The organism is Chitinophaga sp. GbtcB8 (genome assembly GCF_019091455.1).
Classification (GTDB): domain Bacteria; phylum Bacteroidota; class Bacteroidia; order Chitinophagales; family Chitinophagaceae; genus Chitinophaga.
The window spans coordinates 39,025-60,168 of sequence record NZ_JAGXJN010000035.1; the positions used below are offsets into that span (position 1 = coordinate 39,025).

The 21,144-nt window shown below is 47.7% G+C and carries 21 protein-coding genes; 11 read left to right on the forward strand and 10 right to left on the reverse strand.

Annotated elements, in window-relative coordinates:
* Positions 1-50: 50 nt before the first annotated feature.
* Positions 51-950, reverse strand: coding sequence for an SDR family oxidoreductase (locus KVT36_RS24590; protein WP_217606104.1), 900 nt, complete (start codon positions 948-950; stop codon positions 51-53).
* A 198-nt stretch (positions 951-1,148) separates the two neighbouring features.
* Between KVT36_RS24590 and KVT36_RS24595 the strand changes: the two genes are divergently transcribed.
* Positions 1,149-1,757 carry a Crp/Fnr family transcriptional regulator gene (locus KVT36_RS24595; RefSeq protein WP_217606105.1) on the forward strand — a complete coding sequence of 203 codons (609 nt, stop codon included), beginning with the start codon at positions 1,149-1,151 and terminating at the stop codon, positions 1,755-1,757.
* A 59-nt stretch (positions 1,758-1,816) separates the two neighbouring features.
* On the opposite strand, the gene aroQ is transcribed toward KVT36_RS24595, so the two are convergent.
* A complete protein-coding gene (gene aroQ / locus KVT36_RS24600; protein ID WP_217606106.1) occupies positions 1,817-2,233 on the reverse strand; it encodes a type II 3-dehydroquinate dehydratase in 417 nt (138 codons plus the stop codon).
* Between the two features lie 144 nt (positions 2,234-2,377).
* The gene (locus tag KVT36_RS24605; RefSeq protein ID WP_217606107.1) at positions 2,378-2,938 is read right to left on the reverse strand and encodes a UbiX family flavin prenyltransferase; all 561 of its coding nucleotides are present in this window, start codon (positions 2,936-2,938) and stop codon (positions 2,378-2,380) included.
* A 105-nt stretch (positions 2,939-3,043) separates the two neighbouring features.
* Between KVT36_RS24605 and KVT36_RS24610 the strand changes: the two genes are divergently transcribed.
* A complete protein-coding gene (locus KVT36_RS24610; protein WP_217606108.1) occupies positions 3,044-3,628 on the forward strand; it encodes a glutathione peroxidase in 585 nt (194 codons plus the stop codon).
* Positions 3,629-3,799: 171 nt separating this feature from the next.
* On the opposite strand, the gene ytxJ is transcribed toward KVT36_RS24610, so the two are convergent.
* On the reverse strand, positions 3,800-4,132 hold the full coding sequence (gene ytxJ / locus KVT36_RS24615) for a bacillithiol system redox-active protein YtxJ (protein WP_217606109.1): 333 nt from the start codon (positions 4,130-4,132) through the stop codon (positions 3,800-3,802).
* Between the two features lie 346 nt (positions 4,133-4,478).
* On the opposite strand from ytxJ, the gene murC reads away from it, so the two are divergent.
* From murC to KVT36_RS24655, 8 genes are all read left to right on the forward strand, one after another.
* Entirely contained in the window at positions 4,479-5,831 is a 1,353-nt protein-coding gene (gene murC, locus KVT36_RS24620; RefSeq protein WP_217606110.1) for a UDP-N-acetylmuramate--L-alanine ligase, read from the forward strand.
* 97 nt (positions 5,832-5,928) lie between these two features.
* Positions 5,929-6,702, forward strand: coding sequence for a 3'-5' exonuclease (locus KVT36_RS24625; RefSeq protein WP_217606111.1), 774 nt, complete (start codon positions 5,929-5,931; stop codon positions 6,700-6,702).
* Positions 6,703-6,775: 73 nt separating this feature from the next.
* The gene (locus KVT36_RS24630) at positions 6,776-7,519 is read left to right on the forward strand and encodes a polyprenol monophosphomannose synthase (RefSeq protein WP_217606112.1); all 744 of its coding nucleotides are present in this window, start codon (positions 6,776-6,778) and stop codon (positions 7,517-7,519) included.
* A gap of 84 nt (positions 7,520-7,603) precedes the next feature.
* Positions 7,604-8,500: a DMT family transporter gene (locus tag KVT36_RS24635; RefSeq protein WP_217606113.1), complete on the forward strand. Its 897-nt coding sequence runs from the start codon at positions 7,604-7,606 to the stop codon at positions 8,498-8,500.
* Positions 8,501-8,554: 54 nt separating this feature from the next.
* Complete coding sequence (locus tag KVT36_RS24640; RefSeq protein WP_217606114.1) at positions 8,555-11,341, forward strand: S9 family peptidase; 2,787 nt, start codon at positions 8,555-8,557, stop codon at positions 11,339-11,341.
* 246 nt (positions 11,342-11,587) lie between these two features.
* Complete coding sequence (locus tag KVT36_RS24645) at positions 11,588-12,436, forward strand: helix-turn-helix domain-containing protein (RefSeq protein ID WP_217606115.1); 849 nt, start codon at positions 11,588-11,590, stop codon at positions 12,434-12,436.
* Positions 12,437-12,625: 189 nt separating this feature from the next.
* A complete protein-coding gene (locus KVT36_RS24650) occupies positions 12,626-13,144 on the forward strand; it encodes a cupin domain-containing protein (RefSeq protein ID WP_254640183.1) in 519 nt (172 codons plus the stop codon).
* A 317-nt stretch (positions 13,145-13,461) separates the two neighbouring features.
* The gene (locus KVT36_RS24655) at positions 13,462-14,079 is read left to right on the forward strand and encodes a DUF4230 domain-containing protein (RefSeq protein WP_217606117.1); all 618 of its coding nucleotides are present in this window, start codon (positions 13,462-13,464) and stop codon (positions 14,077-14,079) included.
* A 23-nt stretch (positions 14,080-14,102) separates the two neighbouring features.
* Here KVT36_RS24655 and KVT36_RS24660 read toward each other — a convergent pair whose 3' ends face one another.
* Positions 14,103-14,822: a hypothetical protein gene (locus KVT36_RS24660; RefSeq protein ID WP_217606118.1), complete on the reverse strand. Its 720-nt coding sequence runs from the start codon at positions 14,820-14,822 to the stop codon at positions 14,103-14,105.
* 249 nt (positions 14,823-15,071) lie between these two features.
* Here KVT36_RS24660 and KVT36_RS24665 point away from each other — a divergent pair, with 249 nt between their 5' ends.
* The gene (locus tag KVT36_RS24665; protein WP_089912948.1) at positions 15,072-15,401 is read left to right on the forward strand and encodes an RNA-binding protein; all 330 of its coding nucleotides are present in this window, start codon (positions 15,072-15,074) and stop codon (positions 15,399-15,401) included.
* Positions 15,402-15,784: 383 nt separating this feature from the next.
* Here KVT36_RS24665 and KVT36_RS24670 read toward each other — a convergent pair whose 3' ends face one another.
* The 5 genes from KVT36_RS24670 to KVT36_RS24690 all read right to left on the reverse strand — a co-directional run bounded on the left by KVT36_RS24670 (position 15,785) and on the right by KVT36_RS24690 (position 20,976).
* Entirely contained in the window at positions 15,785-16,426 is a 642-nt protein-coding gene (locus KVT36_RS24670) for a response regulator transcription factor (RefSeq protein ID WP_217606119.1), read from the reverse strand.
* A gap of 303 nt (positions 16,427-16,729) precedes the next feature.
* On the reverse strand, positions 16,730-18,112 hold the full coding sequence (locus KVT36_RS24675) for a dihydrolipoamide acetyltransferase family protein (RefSeq protein ID WP_217606120.1): 1,383 nt from the start codon (positions 18,110-18,112) through the stop codon (positions 16,730-16,732).
* A 75-nt stretch (positions 18,113-18,187) separates the two neighbouring features.
* The gene (locus KVT36_RS24680) at positions 18,188-19,429 is read right to left on the reverse strand and encodes a CinA family nicotinamide mononucleotide deamidase-related protein (protein ID WP_368670046.1); all 1,242 of its coding nucleotides are present in this window, start codon (positions 19,427-19,429) and stop codon (positions 18,188-18,190) included.
* 610 nt (positions 19,430-20,039) lie between these two features.
* Positions 20,040-20,453: a thioesterase family protein gene (locus KVT36_RS24685; RefSeq protein WP_217606122.1), complete on the reverse strand. Its 414-nt coding sequence runs from the start codon at positions 20,451-20,453 to the stop codon at positions 20,040-20,042.
* Between the two features lie 115 nt (positions 20,454-20,568).
* The gene (locus KVT36_RS24690) at positions 20,569-20,976 is read right to left on the reverse strand and encodes a DoxX family protein (protein WP_217606123.1); all 408 of its coding nucleotides are present in this window, start codon (positions 20,974-20,976) and stop codon (positions 20,569-20,571) included.
* Between the last annotated feature and the right edge of the window lie 168 nt (positions 20,977-21,144).

Consider the following 21,144-nt stretch of genomic DNA (forward strand, 5'->3'; position numbering starts at 1 on the left):
TTGAAAGCTTTTGCCTGATCACAGACCAGGAGAGCAAACACCGCCAGCCGCTATTTGGCTTTAAAATAACGCTCATGGTCAACATCAGCGATCAGCCCGGGCCCTGTTGGCTCCCATCCCAGCTGCTCCCGGGTGCGCTGGCTGGATGCGGGAATATCAAGCGCCACAAAATGTGCCAGCCAACCAAAGTGGGCCGCAATCTCCTCCGGTGATTTAGCCTCTACCGGTACATTTAGCCGCCGGCCAATAACCGCGGCAATTTCCCAGAAAGTTATGCCTTCCTCCGCTACTGCATGATACCGGGCGCCGGCAGCGCCTTTTTCCAGCACCAGCCGGTAAAGCCGGGCTGCATCCGGCCGGTGCACGGCAGGCCAGCGGTTTAACCCTTCGCCGGCATAGGCTGAAATGCCTTTTTCACGCGCAGCGCTAATAACCATCGGAACAAAACCATGATCACCATTGTCATGTACGGACGCAGGGAGGCGTACCACCGAAACATGCACCCCGCGGGCAGCCACGGCACCGGCTGCCTCTTCAGTAGCCACCCGGGGATTTGCCGTGGTGCTGGAGTTGGCCAGAGTTTCTTCCAGCCCCAGGCGGCCCGGCGCAAGGATCCCGATCGCGGAGGTAATAACCAGCGGACGGTCAGAGCCGGCAAGCCCGGCGCCCAGCGCCTCAATAATACGCCGGTCTGCTTCACAGCTTTCCTTGAACTTTGAGAAGTCGTGGTTAAAAGCGGTATGGATCACTCCATCCGACATAGCTGCGCCACTGCGCAGGCTTTCCAGGTCTGTAAGATCGCCCCGGTGCACTTGAGCCCCTGTAGCGGCAAGGGATCTGGCCCCTTCCTCTGAGCGGGCCATGCCCAGTACCTGGTGGCCCGCCCCTATTAATTCCTGTACAATGGCGGAGCCTACAAAACCCGTGGCCCCGGTGACAAAAACACGCATAGATTTGTTCTGTTTTAATAACAATTTGTAATCGATCCAATTATGTCACAAAATTGGGACGAAGGCGGCCCTTCAGCAAGGAGATTTGACACAACTTTTTGAGGTCATTTGACCTAATTTTGCCGTATTCAGCCGCTGGAATAAGCAGCAAAAACAGCCTGGGAACGGCTATTTATCACTAAACGCTTACCTTTAAGTATGATGGATAATTTTGAAAGATTTATCACTCCTGAAACAGCTTGTACTAAAGATGAGGTGAAGCTCATACGTTCACTGGCAACGGAAAAAAAGTTACGCAGAAGGCAGCTGCTGATGCATGAGGGCGAAGTTTGCCGGTTTAAGGCCTTTGTGATGAAAGGCTTATTAAGAACCTACCGTACCGGGGATGACGGGGCAGAATACAATATGCGGTTTGCAGTTGAAAATGGCTGGATGCTGGACACGGAAAGCTACAATAGCCAGTTACCATCCAAATATAATATTGAGGCGCTGGAAGACACGGAAATACTATTATGGTCCCGGGAAAACATGGATAAAATATTTGAGGTCATTCCTGCATTCAGGTCTTATTCAGAAAAGCTGAAAACCAGCAGCCACGATGCAAACCTGAACCGTATACTCATGAATATCAGTTATACGGCTGAAGAAAAATACCAGGAATTTGTTACTTCTTTCCCGGATGTTTTCAGTCGCATACCGTTGCATATGGTAGCATCTTACCTGGGGGTATCAAGAGAAACGCTAAGCCGTATCCGGCATGCACAGCTGAAGCGGCAAAAAGAGTTTAATGACAACGGGCAACAATAAAAAGAAAAGGCCGCTCCATTATTTCCGGAACAGCCTGTTTATTTAAATGTATCACTATCTCAATTCAAAAAATACTCCACTCCCAGCTTATACCCTTTCATGCCTAAGCCACAGATAGTGCCCACACATTTAGGCGCTATTAATGAAGTATGGCGGAACTCTTCCCGTGCATATACATTGCTGATGTGTACTTCTATAACCGGTGTTTTAACAGCTGCAATAGCATCCCGTATAGCTACAGAGGTATGCGTATAGCCGCCGGCGTTAAGCAGTATACCATCGGCGCTAAAACCCTGCTCATGCAGGTGGTTGATGATCTCCCCTTCTACATTGCTTTGAAAATAGCTGAACTGCACTGTGGGATACAACGTTTTCAAAGTAGCCAGGTAGTCCTCAAAGGATTCGCTGCCATAAATACCCGGCTCCCGCTTTCCCAGCAGGTTCAGGTTAGGCCCGTTAATGATTGCGATATGCATGATTTAATTACGAATTATCAATTACGAGTTACGAATTGTGTACTCCAAAATATCCAGTGTACTATTAAATATAATTATGAATTATTCAATTACAAATAACCATCAACCGCTTCAATCCATTCGTAATTGATAATTCGTAATTACTTACTTCCCCCACCTATACGTATCCTGCTCAATCCCCGCCAGATCCAGCACCCGGTCGGTAACCGTAGCTGCCACTGCTTCCAGGGTAGCAGGCTGGCTGTAAAAGGAGGGGGTGGCCGGGCAAATAATACCACCGGCTTCTGTAACAGTTACCATATTACGCAGGTGCACCAGGTTATAGGGCGTTTCCCGCACTACGCATATCAGCTTACGGCGCTCTTTCAGCACCACATCTGCAGCACGGGTAATAAGATCATTGGAAACACCGGTAGCAATACGGCCCAGCGTACCCATGGAACAGGGACAAATGATCATGGTTTTAAACTGCCCGGATCCGCTGGCAAAAGGCGCATGAAAATCCTGCTGGGTATAAAAACGGAATGGCAGCTGCGCATAGTCCTGGTTTCCCAGCTCTGTTTCCCATACGGTTTTGGCATTCTCCGTCATTACCACCGCTACGGTATCTATCTGCTCTGCCGCGGCCTGCAGTTTCTGCAAAAGCTGGCGGGCATATATGGAACCACTGGCGCCGGTAACAGCTACAACTATACGATGCTTCATTCTTTTGTATATATAGCGCAAAACTAGGAAATTTGCGCTATTGACAAGCATTACAAGCTATGATGCCTGTAACCGCTATCTTTTTCACAGCAGCAAATAACCGTCATGACAGGCAAACAGTCTTTTCTTAAAAAGTTATACCCGCTTATTATGCGCCTCTCCCGTTTGTTTGGCAGCAGGAATACGACATTGTTTAATGAAGCAGGAAAACGGCCACCAGTACCGCTTTCATCCCTTACTATCATTGATAACCAGGGCAACCTGGTGCCTATGAGCAAGTTTAACGGCAAAAAATTATTGCTGGTGAATACAGCATCCGACTGTGGTTTTACCGGCCAGTATAAAGCGCTGCAACAGCTGCAAACATTAGTGCCAGAGCTGGTGATCATTGGTTTTCCGGCCAATGATTTCAGTGAGCAGGAAAAAGGATCGGATAAAGAGATTGCACAATTCTGCCAGGCCAATTACGGGGTTACGTTTATGCTGGCAGCTAAAAGCAGCGTGGTAAAGGGCGCGCAGCAAAACCAGGTGTTCCGCTGGTTGTCTGATATCAGTTATAATGGCTGGAACCAGCAGGCCCCGGAATGGAATTTTAGCAAATATGTGGTAAACACCTCCGGCGTGCTGTTGTATTATTTCGGGCCGGCAGTATCGCCGTTAAGTAAAGAAATATTGGCGGCGGTGAGGTAGTAATTAGTATTAATATGCAGCGGGGATGGTAAAACCTGGCAGCTTTTATCAACTACTAAAAATGCAAAAGCATTCATGAACATTATCCAAAAATGATCATGAATGCAATAATTTACGGGTATAAAATGCCTTGGATCACAGAGCTCTGCAATCAACCGCACCAATTAATTATTAATTCTTAATTAGCTCCTTGAGGCTGTCCATCGAAATGCCATTATGGCTTTCGTCATACACGCAGGCTCCATTGCGGATCAATAATACCTGGGGCGATTCATGCTCCACGGCATAATCATGGGCAATTTTATTGGAAATATTGCGGTGCCTGATCAGGTCAAGGTAGTAAAAGTCCACATCTCCGGGCGCTTCGGCGCGCTCTAACCGGGATTTAACCATCAAACTAATGGAACAGCGGGTGCTGTGCTTAAAAATAACCACCGGCTGCTGGGCCGATGCTGCTTTAATTTGTTCTAGTTGTGATTCGCTGTCTAGCGTCTTCCAGTTCATTTCCTAACACTCCTTACTTTTTTCAGCCGGTACCGATTTTGATATTTTCATCGGACAGCCCAGCTTCGAATGCGTTGCACACGAGGTGAATAATACTGCAAAAATACCAATAAGGCCGGCAACGCCCAACAATTTAACATGAGATCTCATGATTGGAAATTTAATCTTTAAATGAAAATTCATAGGGAAAGCGTATAAAATCTTTTTTAATCGTGCTTAGTAACGTTACTTTGCAAATATAAAAAATATATTAAAGAAAACAACAAGATGTGTGAGCAGTGGTTTAACCTGATTGTCATTACAAATTAGTACTGGATCCTGCTCCAAAACTTCCTACTGTCCAATTATGAAAGTTCACTTTATTGCCATTGGCGGCAGCGTTATGCACCAGTTGGCCATTGCGCTGCATCATAAAAGCTACCAGGTAACAGGCAGCGATGATGAAATATTTGAGCCGGCCCTTAGCAACCTTGCAAAGGTAGGGATTTTACCGGTTTCTACGGGCTGGGATGCCAACCGTATTACCCCCGGCCTGGATGCCGTTATCCTGGGTATGCACGCCCGGGCCGATAACCCGGAACTAAAACGCGCACAGGAGCTGGGCCTTAAGATCTATTCCTTCCCGGAATACATTTACCGGGAAAGCCGGCAAAAACAACGGGTAGTAATAGGCGGCAGCCACGGCAAAACCACCATTACCGCCATGATCATGCATGTGCTGCAGGCACAGCAAAAGGCATTCGACTACCTGGTAGGCGCCCGCCTGGAGGGCTTTCCCCAGTCGGTGAACATTACAGATGCCCCGCTGATCGTATGCGAGGGCGATGAATACCCGGCTTCCGTAATAGAAAAACGGCCCAAATTCCATTTCCTGCACCCGCATATTGCTGTGCTCAGCGGTATTGCCTGGGACCATATTAACGTATTTCCCACTTTTGACAATTACCTGGAACAGTTTGCCATTTTTATCCGGCAAATGGAGCCCGGCCACATCCTTATATATAATAGTACCGATGAGGTGCTGAGCGCGCTGGTTGACAAAGAAGGCCGCCACCTGAAGCTGGTGCCCTATACCCTGCCCATTCATATGATCACAAACGGGGTAACCCGCGTGTATTTTGAGGAAGGTTTCAGCGACCTGCAGGTATTTGGCGATCATAACCTGCTGAACCTGCATGCCGCCCGCCTGGTATGCAATGAGCTGGGTATCGCAGACGATGCTTTCCTGCAATCCATCGCCACCTTTAAAGGCGCCGCCAAAAGGCTGGAGCTGGTGGGTAAAAACAAGCAAACCGCTGTTTACCGCGATTTTGCCCACGCCCCCTCCAAGGTAAAAGCCACTATACAGGCCCTGCAGCAGCAGTACCCGCACCGTAAGCTGATCGCCGTACTGGAATTACATACCTACAGCAGCCTGAATGCCGGTTTTATGGATCAGTACCAGGGCGCTATGGACCCGGCAAATGAAGCCGTGGTATTTTACAGCAAACATGCGCTGGAAATAAAACGTATGCCGGAGCTGCTGCCGGAACAGATAGCAGCCGGTTTTGGCCGGAAAGACCTCCACGTATTTAACCAGCGCGCACAGCTGGAAGCCTTCCTGGATGCACAGCAGTATAAGGATACCAACCTGCTGCTCATGAGCTCCGGCGACTATGAAGGAATGGATATACGTGCGCTGTGGGAAAAAATAAAGTAGGAAGTCAGCAGCAAGAAACAAGCAGTAAGCAATAAGATATGGAAAATGCATGTATCTTACTTCTTACATCCAAATATCAAATCATCATTTTTCAACAATGCCCACTTTACAACTTAAAAGACCCCTGGCGGTTATTGACCTGGAAACTACCGGCACCAATGTAGCCACCGATCGTATTATTGAAATTGCCATTGTTAAAGTATTCCCGGATAAAAGCACGCAATCCAAAGTAAAACGTGTGAACCCGGAATGCCCCATACCCGCTTCCACTACCGCTATTCACGGTATTACGGATGATCATGTGAAGGACTGCCAAACCTTTAAGCAAATGGCCAATGAGCTGCGCCAGTTCCTGGAGAATTGTGATATAGCCGGTTATAATTCCAACCGCTTTGATATTCCCATGCTGGTAGAAGAGTTTTTACGTACCGGGCTTGAGTTTGATGTATCCGGCCGCAAGTTTGTGGACGTGCAGAAGATCTTTCACCTCATGGAAAAACGTACCCTGAGCGCCGCTTATAAGTTCTATTGCGATAAGAACCTGGAAAATGCCCACAGCGCAGAAGCCGATGCATTAGCCACTTTTGAAATACTGGAAGCCCAGCTGAACCGGTATGAAACACTGCAGTCAGATGTAGAGGGGCTGGCAGAATTTACCAAGGAAGATGAGTACATCGACTTTGCCCGCCGCATGGTTATGCAGAACGGTACGGAAGTATTTAACTTTGGCAAATACAAAGGCCGCCCGGTAAAGGATGTGCTGAAATCAGAACCCCAATACTATGACTGGATGATGAAAGCGGATTTCCCGCTAAACACCAAACAGAAACTGACAGAAATTTATCATAGTATGATGTTAAAAAAAATGTAATATTTTTCAGGAACGCTCTATCTTGCGGCCTGATTATACTATTTTCGCAGTCCACAAAAACGATGTTCGCTGATTGGAAAAGCTTGTCATAATACCTACGTACAATGAAAAGGATAATATCCGAAAGATCATTGACGCTGTATTTTCCTTGCAGCAGGATTTTCATGTACTTATCATAGATGATGGTTCGCCGGACGGCACCGGCAACATTGTAAAGCAGCTGCAGCAGCAGTATGCAGGTATGCTGTTCCTGGAAGAAAGGAGCGGCAAGCAGGGCCTGGGCACCGCCTACATCCATGGCTTTAAATGGGCGATGGCTAACGGCTACGAATATATTTTTGAAATGGATGCCGATTTCTCCCACAACCCTAAAGACCTGATACGTTTGTATGATGCCTGTGCAAAGGAAGGGGCCGATCTGGCCGTAGGCTCCCGCTATGTAAAGGGCGGCCGCACGGAAAACTGGCCCTGGGACCGTGCCGTACTTTCATATGGCGCCTCCATTTACGTAGGCATTATAACGTGGCTGCCTGTACGGGATGCTACTGCCGGGTTTGTGTGTTACCGCCGCGCAGTGCTGGAAGCCATTAACCTGGATGCCATACAGTTTGTGGGATATGCGTTCCAGATAGAAATGAAATTCACCGCCTGGAAGCTGGGCTTTAAGCTGAAGGAAGTGCCCATCACTTTCCGCGACCGTAAGGAAGGTTATTCTAAAATGAGCAAAGGCATTGTGAAAGAAGGGATCCTGGGCGTGCTGAAAATACAAACACAAAGCCTTTTCCGGCGTTATGAACGCCGGCATACTACCCGCTGATCAGTTACCAGTCATTAGTGGCAGGTGCCAGTTATGGTTGCAAACATTCCCGGACCAGGAGCGGCCTGCTGCAAACTGTTAACAATGAAAAAAGCATTTTTACAACTACATTTTTCTGTTTTCCTGGCCGGTTTTACCGGCATCCTGGGAAAGCTCATCACCCTCAATGAAGGATTGCTTACCTGGTACCGTTTACTCATCTCCGCGGTTACACTTTACCTTATTTTTTTGTGGCGTGGCCTGTTAAAAAAAGTGCCCTTTAAAGATGTAATGATCATTGGCAGCAATGGCGCTATCATAGGCCTGCACTGGATCTTTTTTTACGGCAGCATTAAATACGCCAATGTATCCATAGGCGTGGTGTGCTTTTCACTTACCAGCCTGTTCACCGCTATATTTGATCCGCTCATTAACCGCCGCCGGTTTGATGTGGCTGAGCTGTTATTAAGCCTGCTTACCCTGCTGGGCATACTGCTTATATTCCATTTTAATACGGAGTACCGTACCGGTATTATACTGGGCATTATCTCCGCCATGTTTGCCGCACTGTTCACGGTGTTTAACAAACGGCTCATTAAACGTTTTGATACTTATACACTGGGCTTTTATGAGCTGATGATAGGTACACTGTGCATTACGCTGCTGCTGCCATTCTATTTATACAACACCCATACGCCGCTGTCGGCTTTCATCCCCTCCTGGCAGGATGCGCTTTATTTAATAGTGCTTTCCTGGGCCTGCACCATCTGGCTGTACGCGCTTACCCTTACCTCTTTAAAAAAGATCTCTGCCTTTACCGTAAACCTCTGTTTTAACCTGGAACCAGTGTACAGCATACTGCTGGCCTTTGTGCTGTTCCAGGAAAACAAATACCTGGGCTGGACTTTTTACGTTGGCCTGTTTTGCATTATGCTGTCTGTGGCCCTGCAAATGTGGCGGGTAGCAAAGCAGCCTGCGGACAATAGTCTAACGGCCCACTAACCACTCTTACTATTCCCCTTTCCAATAGCCTGCTTTTCTATTAATTTAGCCAACATGAAAAGCACCCTCATATGTGCAGCCCTTACCAGCTTATCACTGGTTACCTATGCACAGCAAACCAAATCTAAACCGCCACTGGATCACAGTGTGTACAACAGCTGGGAAAGTATTGGCAAAAAAGCCATCAGCAACAATGGCCAATGGATCGTTTATACCATTACCCCGCAGGAAGGCGATGCCAGCTTAGTGATCTACGACAACAAAACCCGCCGCAGCATGGAAGTGCCGCGCGGCGGCAAACCCGTGATCACGGAAGATTCCAGGTACGTTGTATTTTCCATTGATCCGTATTTCAAAGACACCAGGCAGGCTAAGATCAAGAAGAAAAAAACCGCAGAAATGCCTAAGGATTCCCTGGGCATTGTAACCCTGGAACAATGGCAGCTATGGAAAGCCCCCATGGTAAAGTCTTTTAAAACACCGGCCAAAGGCAGCGGCTGGGTAGCCTACCTGCTGGAAAGGCCGGAATGGGATAAAGACAGCACCAGCGGCACCCCGCTCATTATCCGTAACTTAAAAGATAATAAAGAGGATACGCTGCCGCATGTGTTGGAATACGCTTTCAGTAAACCAGGCAACAAGCTGCTGGCAGAGATCACCACCGCTAAAAAAGACCCCCTCACCAAAGCAGGCGTGCTGTTATGGGATATAACCAGCCGTAAGCTGGATACCCTGAGCCGTGGCAGCGGCGAGCGTAAGCTGCTAACCTTTGATGATAAAGGCCTGCAGACCGCCTGGGTAAGCACCCGCGACACCGCCAAAGCCCCGCAGCGCATTTTCCAGCTCTACTACTACAAACCCGGGCAGGATACCGGCATTATTGCCGCCGGCCGCCAAACACCAGGCTTGCCCAATAACTGGGGTGTGGCTGACAGCAGTAAGATTGAGTTCAGTGAGAACGGGCAACGCCTGTTCTTTGGTACCGCGCCTATACGCCCGCCTAAAGACACTACCCTGGTAGATTTTGAAGTAGCCAAAGTAGACATCTGGAATTACCAGGATGATTTTCTGCAGCCCATGCAGCTCAAAAACCTGAACCGGGAGCTGAAAAGAAGCTACACCGCAGTATATGATCCCGCCACGCAAAAAGTATTACAGCTGGGTAATAAAGACCTGGAAACCGTAGTAACAGCCGATGAAGGTAACGGCACTTACGCCCTTGGCTATACGGATAAAGGCGAACGCATTGCCATGCAGTGGACCGGCCGCACGCTGAAAACCGCGTGGCTGCTGAATGTTGGCGATGGTACCCGCCGTATGGTAAAAGAAAAGCTGGACGGCGATTTTTACATCTCCCCCAAAGGCCAGTACCTGTATTGGTATGATAGGGTAGCCAGACACTGGTTCAGCTACCAGGTAAGCAGTGGTGCCATCCGCAACATTACGGCCAGTATACCCACCAAGATGTATGATGAGGTAGATGACCATCCCGATGAACCGGATACCTATGGCGTAGCCGGCTGGCTGGAAGGTGATAAATATGCGTATATCTATGACCGTTATGATGTATGGCAGGTGGATCCAGGCGGGCAGCAAGCGCCGGTGAACATAACCCATGGCATAGGGCGTAAAGATAAAACCCGCTTCCGTTATGAGAAGCTGGATGAGGAAGAACGCTTTTTCAAAAAAGACCAGGACCTGCTGCTCAGCACATTTAACGAAACTACCAAGTACAACGGTTTTTCCCTGTTAAGACTGAAGACCGGTACCCTGCAGGCTTTGGCCATGGGGCCTTATGCTTACCAGCAACCAGGCAAAGCCAAAAATGCAGCCAGTTACATTTTCACTAAAAGCAGCTATGAGCTGTCGCCGGATGTATATGCCGCCACACTTTCCGGCAAAACACCGTCTTTTAACAAAGCCGTACAACTAAGCCATATAAACCCGCAGCAGCAGCAATATAACTGGGGTACTGCTTCCCTGTTTAAATGGACGGCCTATAACGGGCAGCCCGCAGAAGGTATCCTGTACAAACCGGAAGATTTTGACAGCACCAAACACTACCCGGTGCTCATTTATTTTTATGAAAAGCTGTCGGATGGCTTGTATAATTACTCGCCCCCCGCGCCTACCCCTTCCCGCCTCAATATCCCGTTCTTTGTAAGCCGGGGTTACCTGGTGTTTGCACCGGATATTATCTATGAGAACGGGCACCCCGGCAAAAGCGCCTATAATTATATTGTAAGCGGGGCCCGCGCGCTGGCGCAGCATAGCTGGGCAGACAGTACCAACATGGGCATACAGGGACAAAGCTGGGGCGGATACCAGGTAGCTTACCTGGTTACGCAAACGCATTTGTTCAAAGCTGCCTGGGCCGGTGCGCCGGTAGCCAATATGACCAGCGCCTATGGCGGCATACGCTGGGAAAGCGGTATGAACAGGCAGTTCCAGTATGAGCATACGCAAAGCCGCATTGGCGCTACCTTATGGGAAAAGCCGGAGCTATACCTGGAAAACTCGCCCCTGTTCCATTTACCCAATGTAACTACGCCCCTGGCAATTATGAGTAATGATGCAGATGGCGCCGTACCCTGGTACCAGGGCATTGAGCTGTTTACCGGCCTTCGCCGCCTGGGCAAACCCGTTTGGCTCTTAAACTATAATAATGAGGCCCATAACCTGGTATTACGTCAAAACCGTAAGGATATTCAGCGCCGGGAACAACAATTCTTTGATCACTTCCTGAAAGGCGCTCCGGCGCCTCAGTGGCTGTTATACGGAGTGCCGGCCACGGAAAAAGGAGTGAGCTGGGGCTGGGATCTCAACAATAATAATCCATAAACAGCCGTTCTAATGGTTAGTGGCCTTATTTTTGTCTTGAAAAACCTGAAAACCTATTGCCAAACGGCCACTAACCATAGAACCGCTATCTAAATCCCTGATGTTGAATGTAAAAAAAGTATCATACTATTTATTATCACTATATAATATATTTTACCTATATTTACATTAACAAGAGAATCTGTTAGAGTTTTCCGGGGAGTTGATTAGATAGATGTTCCTATAATCTTTAGAAATTTTTTTCCTATGAATTTCCATATCTATCGTCCTGCAGCCAACTTACATCCTTATGTAAAGCATTATTACTACTGGCACGATGATACTTCAGGGGTAATTAATTTGCCACAGAACCTGTTATCATTAGGTGATCAGTATATGGTATTCCTGCAACAAGGCGAAGTAAGCTGTCAGCCTTGCCAGCATACCACCTTTAGCTTACCGCAAACTGCTGTGGTAGGGCATTTCACCTGTTCCAGCCAGTTAAAGGTAAAAGGTCCGGTAAAAGTAGTGATCGTGCACCTGAATGCTTACGGCAGCTATCGCATGCTGGGTATTAACATGCACGCCATCAGCAACTACTACCGTGATCTGGGCAAAATGCCCGGCCAAAACTGGAATGCGCTGGCGGCACAGCTGGCAGCTGCGGATGCCGCGGGCATACCTTCCCTGCTGGATACTGCCCTGGAAGGCGCTATGCAGCAGCAGGCTTACAACAAACAGGAAGTAGAAGAAGTAGCCAACTTCCTGCAGGAGAAAGATGGACATGTGAGCATCGCTGACCTGGCCGCCCGTTTCCGCTTGTCAAGGCCCACCCTGGAAAGATTGTTTATGGAAGTAGTAGGCTTACCGCCCAAGCTGTATGCCCGCATGCTGCGCTTTAAAAAGGCCATGCAGCTGTTACAGCAAACCAGCATACCGCAATGGCAGCCCATGACCGCTAATAACAGCCAGTATTATAACGAAGCAGTGTTCCGCCAGGATTACGTTTATTTTAACGGGCAAACACCTTCTTTCTTCAATACTTTTAATAACAATAACAATACCGCCGCAGTGGCGCAAATGCCCGTACCCGCTACAGGTGTTGCCGTGGCATAAAAGAATATTAAAGTGAAAGGTTTAAAAATGGAAGCTGAAGCAATTCATCTTCCATTTTTTCTTTTCAGCTCTCCCCCACCTTTATGCTTTCTGCTTTAAGCTTTATGCTTTTTTACCTATTTTGTCCCTAAACCATATGATATACGCTATGGACCATCAACCATGGACCATGCACTAAAAAACCACCCAATGATCACAACCCTTAAAACAGCTGAGTACTGGCGCGAACAACTGCAATTACAGCCGCATGTGGAAGGTGGCGCCTTCCGGGAAACCTACCGCTCCTCCTGGGTATTACACAAATCCACCCTGCCGCCTGGCATGAAGGGCAACCGTAATGCTGCTACCTGTATCTACTTTTTACTGGAAGCCGGACAGTTCTCCGCCTTTCACCGCATTATGGCCGACGAGATCTGGCATTTTTATGATGGAGAACCTTTAAGCATATACGAAATTGGTTCAGACGGCCGGTTAACGGTACACAAGCTGGGACGTAACCTGCACCTGGGCGAGCAGCTGCAGGTAGTAGTAACGGCCGGCAACTGGTTTGCCTCCCGCCTGGATACAGATGCCGGTTTTGCCCTGGTAGGCTGCAGCGTAGCCCCGGGTTTTGATTTTGAAGATTTTGAGCTGGCACAGCGCAAAAAGCTACAAGCGTTATACCCGCAGCATAAGGAGCTGATCTTTGCACTTACACGGGAAGATTAATTATGAATTATCAATTACCCCCCGCCCAAAGCGGTGCATAGCCTGCGCCCGCCCAGCGGGGAATGCCATTGAAAATAATTATGATAATGAATCATTGGGTAGAGCGCAGCGCCATTTTACACGGAAAGTAACCTGCCAAATACCAAATGCCGGCTGCAAAACGTTATAAAAACGCCCTATATAATATGCAAAACATATTAGATGCGTCTATATCTGCTTTGTGATATTATCTGTAATAAAGAAAATTCGTAATTCGTAATTCGTAATTCGTAAATCGTAATTCGTAATTCGTAATTTATTTCTAGCTTGCCTTAACTATGAAACGATTCCTCTATTTAGTCGGCTTTGCACTCCTTGTCCTGCTGATATTCTGGCTGGGTAAGCAATTCGGCAGCCGGTCCGTAAGCCAGCAGATCCTGAGCAACAGTATGATTGTAAGGGAAATAGCCGAGCTGGCCAGCCTGGAAGTACAGGGCGTAGCCAGCCATAAGCGCAGTAACCTCGCAAATGATGGTAGCTGGGCCGATAACTTTAAAAAGATGTTCCAGGAAAATACCGTCTGGGTCTCTATCCCCTACCAGGCCAAATATGGGGTAGATGTGAATGAAAAGAATTTCCGTGTGTCCGTTACCGATAAAAAGATCACCGTACAGCTCCCGGCTCCCCACCTGCTCAGCTATGAGCTGAGACTGGATAAAATGGAAACTGCCAACCGCAAAGGCTGGCTGCTTTTCCAGGATGATGAAACCTACACCGACGTGCAAAAAAAGCTGTACGAGACCTCCCGCGAGCAGCTGGCCGGCAACACCCTTTACCTGCAGCAGTCTAAAGACAAGATCAAAAAGATCATTGCACAGTATTATCAACCCTTTTTACAGGACCATGAGCTGGAGGTGGTGTTTGATGGGGAAGAGAGTGTATTGCCGCTAAAATGATGCGCAAAATCCAGATATGCAAATTACGCCGCATTCTTCGTTATATACTTCACCAAACACCTCTTGGCAATAGGCAGCAGCGTTTCATTCAGCGGAAACACCAGCTGCGTATCTACCCGGTATACTGCCGGGTTAGGCAGCTTTTTACGCTGCCGTATCAGGATGGTTTTAATATGCTCGCAGGAGTGCACCAGGTCTTTCTGGTAAGTCTCTATCAGCTGTGTGTGAATGCCCCGGTACTTTTCATCATGCCGCTCAAAAATGGTGAGGCGGTATTCATACACCAGGGTATCCTGGTGCCGCCCGTCAGAGAGGAACAGGTACCCCTCCTGTGTATCCAGGGGTATCAGGCCTACCGGCGCTATATTCATGCTATCTTCCACCATTTCATAGATCTCCGTTCCATCTTTAATGGTCAGGTTCATCCGGTTCATGGCATAGTGAATAATGCTTTCCAGCTCCTGCATCAGCTCATCGTCTGCAATCATCTGCTCATACAGGATCTGCAGCTTCTCCATGTTCAGGGAGGTGAGTCTTTTAGGGAATTGCTGCTGAATGAATTGTTTGTTGTCCCGGAAAGCTACTAAGTTGTTGAAGTGGAAAATAACATCCGCCAGCTGCGGGTAAAGCTTGTTCTCGTTGAAGTAATGGTTGATCTCCTGCAGGTAAGCCAGTAAGGTATATTTTTTCTGTTCAAAGTCTATATAACCGTCTGCAAACCAGGTTTCACTTAATACACCCATAACAATAAAATTTAATGGATTATATACTAAATTTACAAAAAAAAGTGCATAAAAATAGCGCTATAATGCATTTGATTTCATTTTAATGAATATTTAAAAAACCCCGTAAAACCTTTACTGTACCACGTTTGGGGTATACCGTTACTACCCGTAGACCCTCTTTTTAGAAAATGTTGCCAGGGTAGGATATTTTATCAATTTAATTTCTTTATCTTCAGTATTATTTTTCATTTTTTTAATCTTTTAGTCATGAACATTTACGTAGCCAACCTGCACTATAGGTTGAACGATGAGGACCTTCACCAGATATTTAGCGAATTTGGGGAAGTAACCTCCGCGAAAATCATTAAGGACCACGAAACCGGCCGTTCACGCGGTTTTGGATTTGTGGAAATGCCTAACCAGGAAGAGGGATCCAAGGCTATGAATAGTTTGAATGGCACTGAGATAGAAGGCAAACAATTAATGGTAAACGAAGCAAGACCTAAACAGCCGAATAATAACTTCAGGAGTGGTGGTGGTGGAGGAAACCGTGGTGGCGGTGGATATGGTGGCGGTGGCCGCGATCGTCGCTATTAATTTAGTTATTTATTCTATTGCGCCAGGTTTTCAAGGCCAAATGAAATTTGAAAGAGCCGTCCTGTTCCACAGGGCGGTTCTTTTGTTTTAGCCCCTTTCAACAGCCTTTCATTAACCCGGGTATAAAAAGAAAATGGCGCCGGTGGTGTACAGCGCCATATATCTTTTACTTTGCGATGGTGTTAACAGCAGCCAACTGGTTATATTGCGCTACTGTGTGTATCATCCACGGGGGATACCCTAAATGGAAGCACACTGTATTGTTCAGAGGATATGGAACACGAAGTAATGAAAGCAACGCTGCAATATTACAGCAAGTGCCCTTTTTGTGTGCCACTTATTATAGTGGTAGTTGTTAAAAGCACCGCTTAGGCCCCTACTTATTATAGTGGCACCTGCAAATTGTTTAAACAGATCCTGGATACCAGCTCTGATTTGGATGAAACGTTCAGCTTCTGGTAGATCTTCTTCAGGTGATGATTGATGGTGAATACAGACAAATGCAAACGGTCCGCCATGGTTTTATAGGAATGCCCCTGCTTTAATAAATGCAGCACCTCGTATTCCCTTTCCGTTAGCTTATCCCGCAGCTGCAGCAACGGATCTTCATTCATATGGCTGATCAGCTGGTAGGCAACCCTTGGAGAGAGGGTGCTGCCGTAATTAAGCGCATCCATCATGCCCTGGTAAATATCCGCCAGGCGGCCGGTTTTCAGCAGGTAACCATGCGCCCCTTCTTTAATAGAGGATACAATATGTTCCTTTTGGTCGTGGGCAGATAACATAATGATCCTGGCTTCCGGGAAAAGACAGCGTAACGGGTAAATGCCCTGTATGCCGGATTCCCCCGGCAGCATTACATCCAGCAGGATCACCGCAACATTCATTTCATAAGAAGGCAGCGCCCTGAATTCCTCCATTGATTTACAGGCAAACACTACCTTGCAATCCTGGAAATCTTCTAAAAATTCTTTGTAGCTGTTCAGCTGAAAATAGTTGTCTTCAATGATACCAATATTGATCATGGGAAAAAGGATATGTAGGGTGTATTGTCATTTAGCTAACCAAACATCAGGGATTACTTCATAGGCCATTCTCTTCCTTATACGCTGGGATCATTTTTACCGACCCATGATTCATGTACTTTGTGCCGCGTAAATTACGGTCCATTTAAACAATTGATGGTTAACCAATCGTTAACAGGCTGATAACGTTCGTGTTAGAAAGTGTATATGAGTATCAATAAAAAGGCAGGGCAACCGTACATTCATACGGCTGCCCTGCGCAAATAATACCTGCACACTTTACGCCTGCAGGGATGGATCTGATTAATATACTTTTTCCGGGTCAAAGTGCTCCAGCTCCTGCGCTACGGCGCTCAGGAAAGTAGAACCCAATGCACCGTCAACAATGCGGTGGTCGTAAGAGAGCGACAGGTACATCATATGGCGGATAGCAATGGAATCGCCTTCCGGGGATTCAATTACCACCGGGCGCTTTTTAATAGCGCCTACAGCCAGTATAGCTACCTGCGGCTGGTTAATAATGGGTGTACCTGCCAGGCTGCCAAAGGTGCCTACGTTGGTAAGCGTAAAGGTACCGTTCTGGGTATCTTCCGGTTTCAGGCGGTTGGTGCGGGCGGCATTGGCCAGCTGATTAACCTGCCGGGTAAGTCCTACCAGGTTCAGCATGTCGGCATTGCGGATCACGGGAACAATCAGGTTACCACTGGGCAGGGCCGTGGCCATACCTATATTAATATCTTTCTTCAGGATTATTTTATCACCTTCCAGGGAGCAGTTCACCAGCGGGAAACGTTTAATACATTTCACCAGCGCTTCTATGAACAGCGGGGTAAAGGTGAGCTTCTCCCCTTCCCTTTGTTCAAAATCCTTTTTCACTTTATCGCGCCACTTTACCATGTGCGTTACATCTGCTTCTGCAAAGCTGGTTACATGTGGGCTGGTTTGTTTGCTGCGTACCATATGCTCTGCTATCAGCCTGCGCATACGGTCCATTTCAATGATCTCCACATTACCGCTGCTGCTGCTGCCATTGTAAGTGGGTACCGGCGCAGCTACAGCTTTGGATGTTTCCACAGGCACCGGCCTGCTTTCAGGGACCGCTGTGGCAGCCGCTGGCCGTGCAGCAGGCTGGTGGCCCTGCTGGCGGGCAGCTACATATTCCAGTATATCTTTTTTGGTAACACGGCCTTCGCTGCCGCTGCCCGGTATATTTTCCAGCTCTGCAAAGCTTACGCCTTCCTGCTGTGCAATGGTTAATACCAGGGGCGAGTAAAAACGGGGGCCGCTGGTGCTGAACTTAGGCTCAGCATGCTGGGCCGCCACCGGTTCAGGAGCCGTATGCTGGTGGTGCCCCTCGTTATTGGTAATAATTTCGTGATGGTGTTGCTGCGCTGCAGGCGCAATTTCTTCAAACGTGGTGGGGGCAACAGGTATTTCGGCATTACCGGTTGTATTGATACGGGCAATTACGGCGCCTACCGGTACTACCTCGTTCTCTGCAAACAGTAATTCGGTAATCTCCCCGTCGGCAATGGAGGGCACTTCACTATCCACCTTATCCGTGGCAATTTCCAGCACCGTTTCATCAGCTTTTACCTGATCCCCGGGCTTTTTATGCCAGCGCAATATGGTGGCTTCCATGATGCTTTCCCCCATTTTAGGCATTACCAGTTCTACAATGGCCATAAGATGTATTTTAGTGTTTAGCTGGCAACAAATGTAAGCCAATTAGTTTAATGTGTAAATGTGCACATTCACACATTAAATCAGTTTCCTCAGCTCATTCATCGCATAAATAGCCGTCATCTGTATGTTACGTTCCCGGTCATACATCAGGCGGTATTTTACGGTTACAATATTATCTGCGCTGCCTGCGGCTATCCATACAGTGCCTACCGGTTTTTCCGGTGTGCCGCCATCAGGGCCCATAATGCCGGAAACCGCAATTGCATAATCTGTGTTCAATACCTTCAGCGCGCCGGCCGCCATTTCGCGCACGGTTTCTTCGCTTACAGCGCCATAGGCGGCCAGGGTTGCTTCTTTTACGCCCAGCAGTTTTGTTTTCATAGCATTGCTGTAGGTAACCACGCTGCCATTATAGTAGGCAGAGCTGCCTGCTACAGCCGTAATATTATGCGCAATGTAGCCACCGGTGCAGCTTTCTGCCGTGCCCACGGTTTTGCCTTTAGCCTTTAAATAGCGGCCCAGCACTTCGCCCATGGAAATATCCTCGTCGTACACCGCAATATCTTTCAGCAAAACCTCCATTTCCTGGAAGCGCAGCTTCAGCTCTGCTGCGGTAGATACTTTGTCTTCCCCGTGCGCGGTTAACCGCAGCTTTAACAGGCCGTAGCTGGGTAAATAAGCCAGCTTGATATGTTCCGGCAGCTGCGCTTCAAAGGTTAGCAGCTTTTCCGCTACAAATGATTCGCCCATACCGGAAGTGAGCAGGGTTTGATGCAGGACGGCTTTGGTATCAAACTGCTCCTGCAGCCGGGGCAGCACATGATCCGTCATAATACCCTTCATTTCATGCGGTACACCGGGCATGGATACAAATACTTTAGCGCCCTTCTCAAACCACATACCCGGCGCCAGGCCATGGAAGTTCATTAACACGGTGCAGCTATCCGGCACCAGGGCCTGATCTATATTGCGCTGTAATATGGGCAGGCCCCTGCTTTCAAACAGCTGCATCAGGCGTTGTAAGGTGGGCTCATGCTGCACCATGGTACCGCCAAAATATTCCAGCAGCGTGGGTTTGGTAATATCATCGGCCGTGGGTCCCAGGCCCCCGGTGATCAGTATAATATCGGCAGAGGCGCTTTCTTCATCCAGCGCTTCCAGGATAGCTTCCTTAATATCGCCTACGGCTACACGGCGCTGTACCCATATACCCATACCATTCAGCTGCTGCGCCATCCAGGCAGAGTTGGTGTCGATGGTTTGTCCTATCAGTAGTTCATCACCAATGGTAATAATGCTGGCTGTTACTTTTTCCACGCGTAAAGGTTTTATGAATAAAGGAACAAAATTAGGGAGGAAATGCATGTAAATCGCAAATATTCAGCACACTAACAGGTAAGCGGTCCTGGTTTAAACTACCTCATCCCCGCATCAAGTCCACATCAAGTCCACATCATGCCCACAATAGATTGGTAATGAACTAGTTACAGGCCCCTTAAAAACCCGTGTTACATTTGTGCTCTGATCGTGTTCAGGCCATGTTCAGCCTATGTTCCGGCCGGCACAGGTGGTAGAGGCATAGCTGTGCAGTACCTGTTGCAGATAAGCTATCGCAGCTACATTGCCCATCCATGGCCGTTTTAGCAGCAGGAATAAAGTAAAGGCATATACGCAGGTATGAAGGTATTGGGGTTAAGCGGTAGTCAGCTATCCTGCAGCTGTTTGAGTAAAGCATATACGCAGGTCTTTGGCCTAAACACCGGGCGCCGGGCCGGCAACTATTCTTGTAACCGCACTTGATCCTTTTTACCCATAAAAAAGCCCCAAAAAGCGGCTGGCTTTTTGGGGCGCTTCAGGTCCTGCATAAGGCCCTGGTGAAATGTATCATCGTTTAAGCGATCTTCAGGATACTTCCTTTATTATGAATTTATTTATTAAAGAACGGTTCCAGCTTTTCCCTTAACGGCAGCGGCAGCAGCGATTTCTGTTTAGTATCCGTATGCAGGAACACCAGCGTGGTAACACCTACATTCAGCAGCTCGCCTTTTTCATTGAACAGCTCTGAGTGGAACTGGATCTTATGATCTGCACGCAGCTCTCTCAGGGAGGTCTTTACAGTTATCAGGTCGTCATAAAAAGCCGGGCGCAGGTATTTAACATTCATTTCTGCCACCGGCATAATAATGCCCTGCTCTTCCAGCTGGCGGTAGGTAAATCCCAGCTCCCGGATCGCCTCTGCACGGCCTACCTCATAATATAACGCATAGTTACCGTAATACAAATATCCCATCTGGTCGGTTTCCCCGTAACGCACACGTATTTGAGTAATGGATGTGAACATGACTTTCTTTTTGAGCGGAAAGCTGAAAGCATAAGCACAAAGCCTCCCATATTGTTTAACATAAAGCGCAAAGCTACTCAAATTTGCTTTGCGCTTTATGCTTTCTGCTTTACGCTTATCGCCCGATCAAACTATCAAAACTTACTTTACCAGGGCCGCAGAACAGCAGCACCACAAATACGGCAAGGAATGCGATTGCTTTTTCCTTCACGTCAATTGTATCATGCGCATGGATCATGAACAGCGCTACACTCATACAAACGACCAGTGGAATAGCCGCCAGGCGGGTGAGCAATCCCAGTATTATAAACACAGAGCAAAATACCTCTGCAAAAACAACCATTCCCAGGGAAACAGTGTGGCCCACATGTAAAGGATCAGCGAACTTATGCGAAAGAGATGCAAAGTTCATGAGCATAGGCCAGCCATGCGTAAGCATTAACCCCCCAAACACCAATCGCAGTAACAACAGGGAAAAATGTACCGTACCATTGGTAAAAGTGGCAGAAAATAGTCTTCTCATAGGTGTAAAAATGGTTTAATTCTTGCTAAGTTTAATTCCTTTGCAAGATAGCGCAATAGGCCTATGCCTGGGATTGAGAGTTATCCACATCACTGTTAGAAAAGCATTAAACGGCAAAAAGGTTTAAACTTTTATATTTGCTGACATTGATCCAGCGTTTATTGGGTT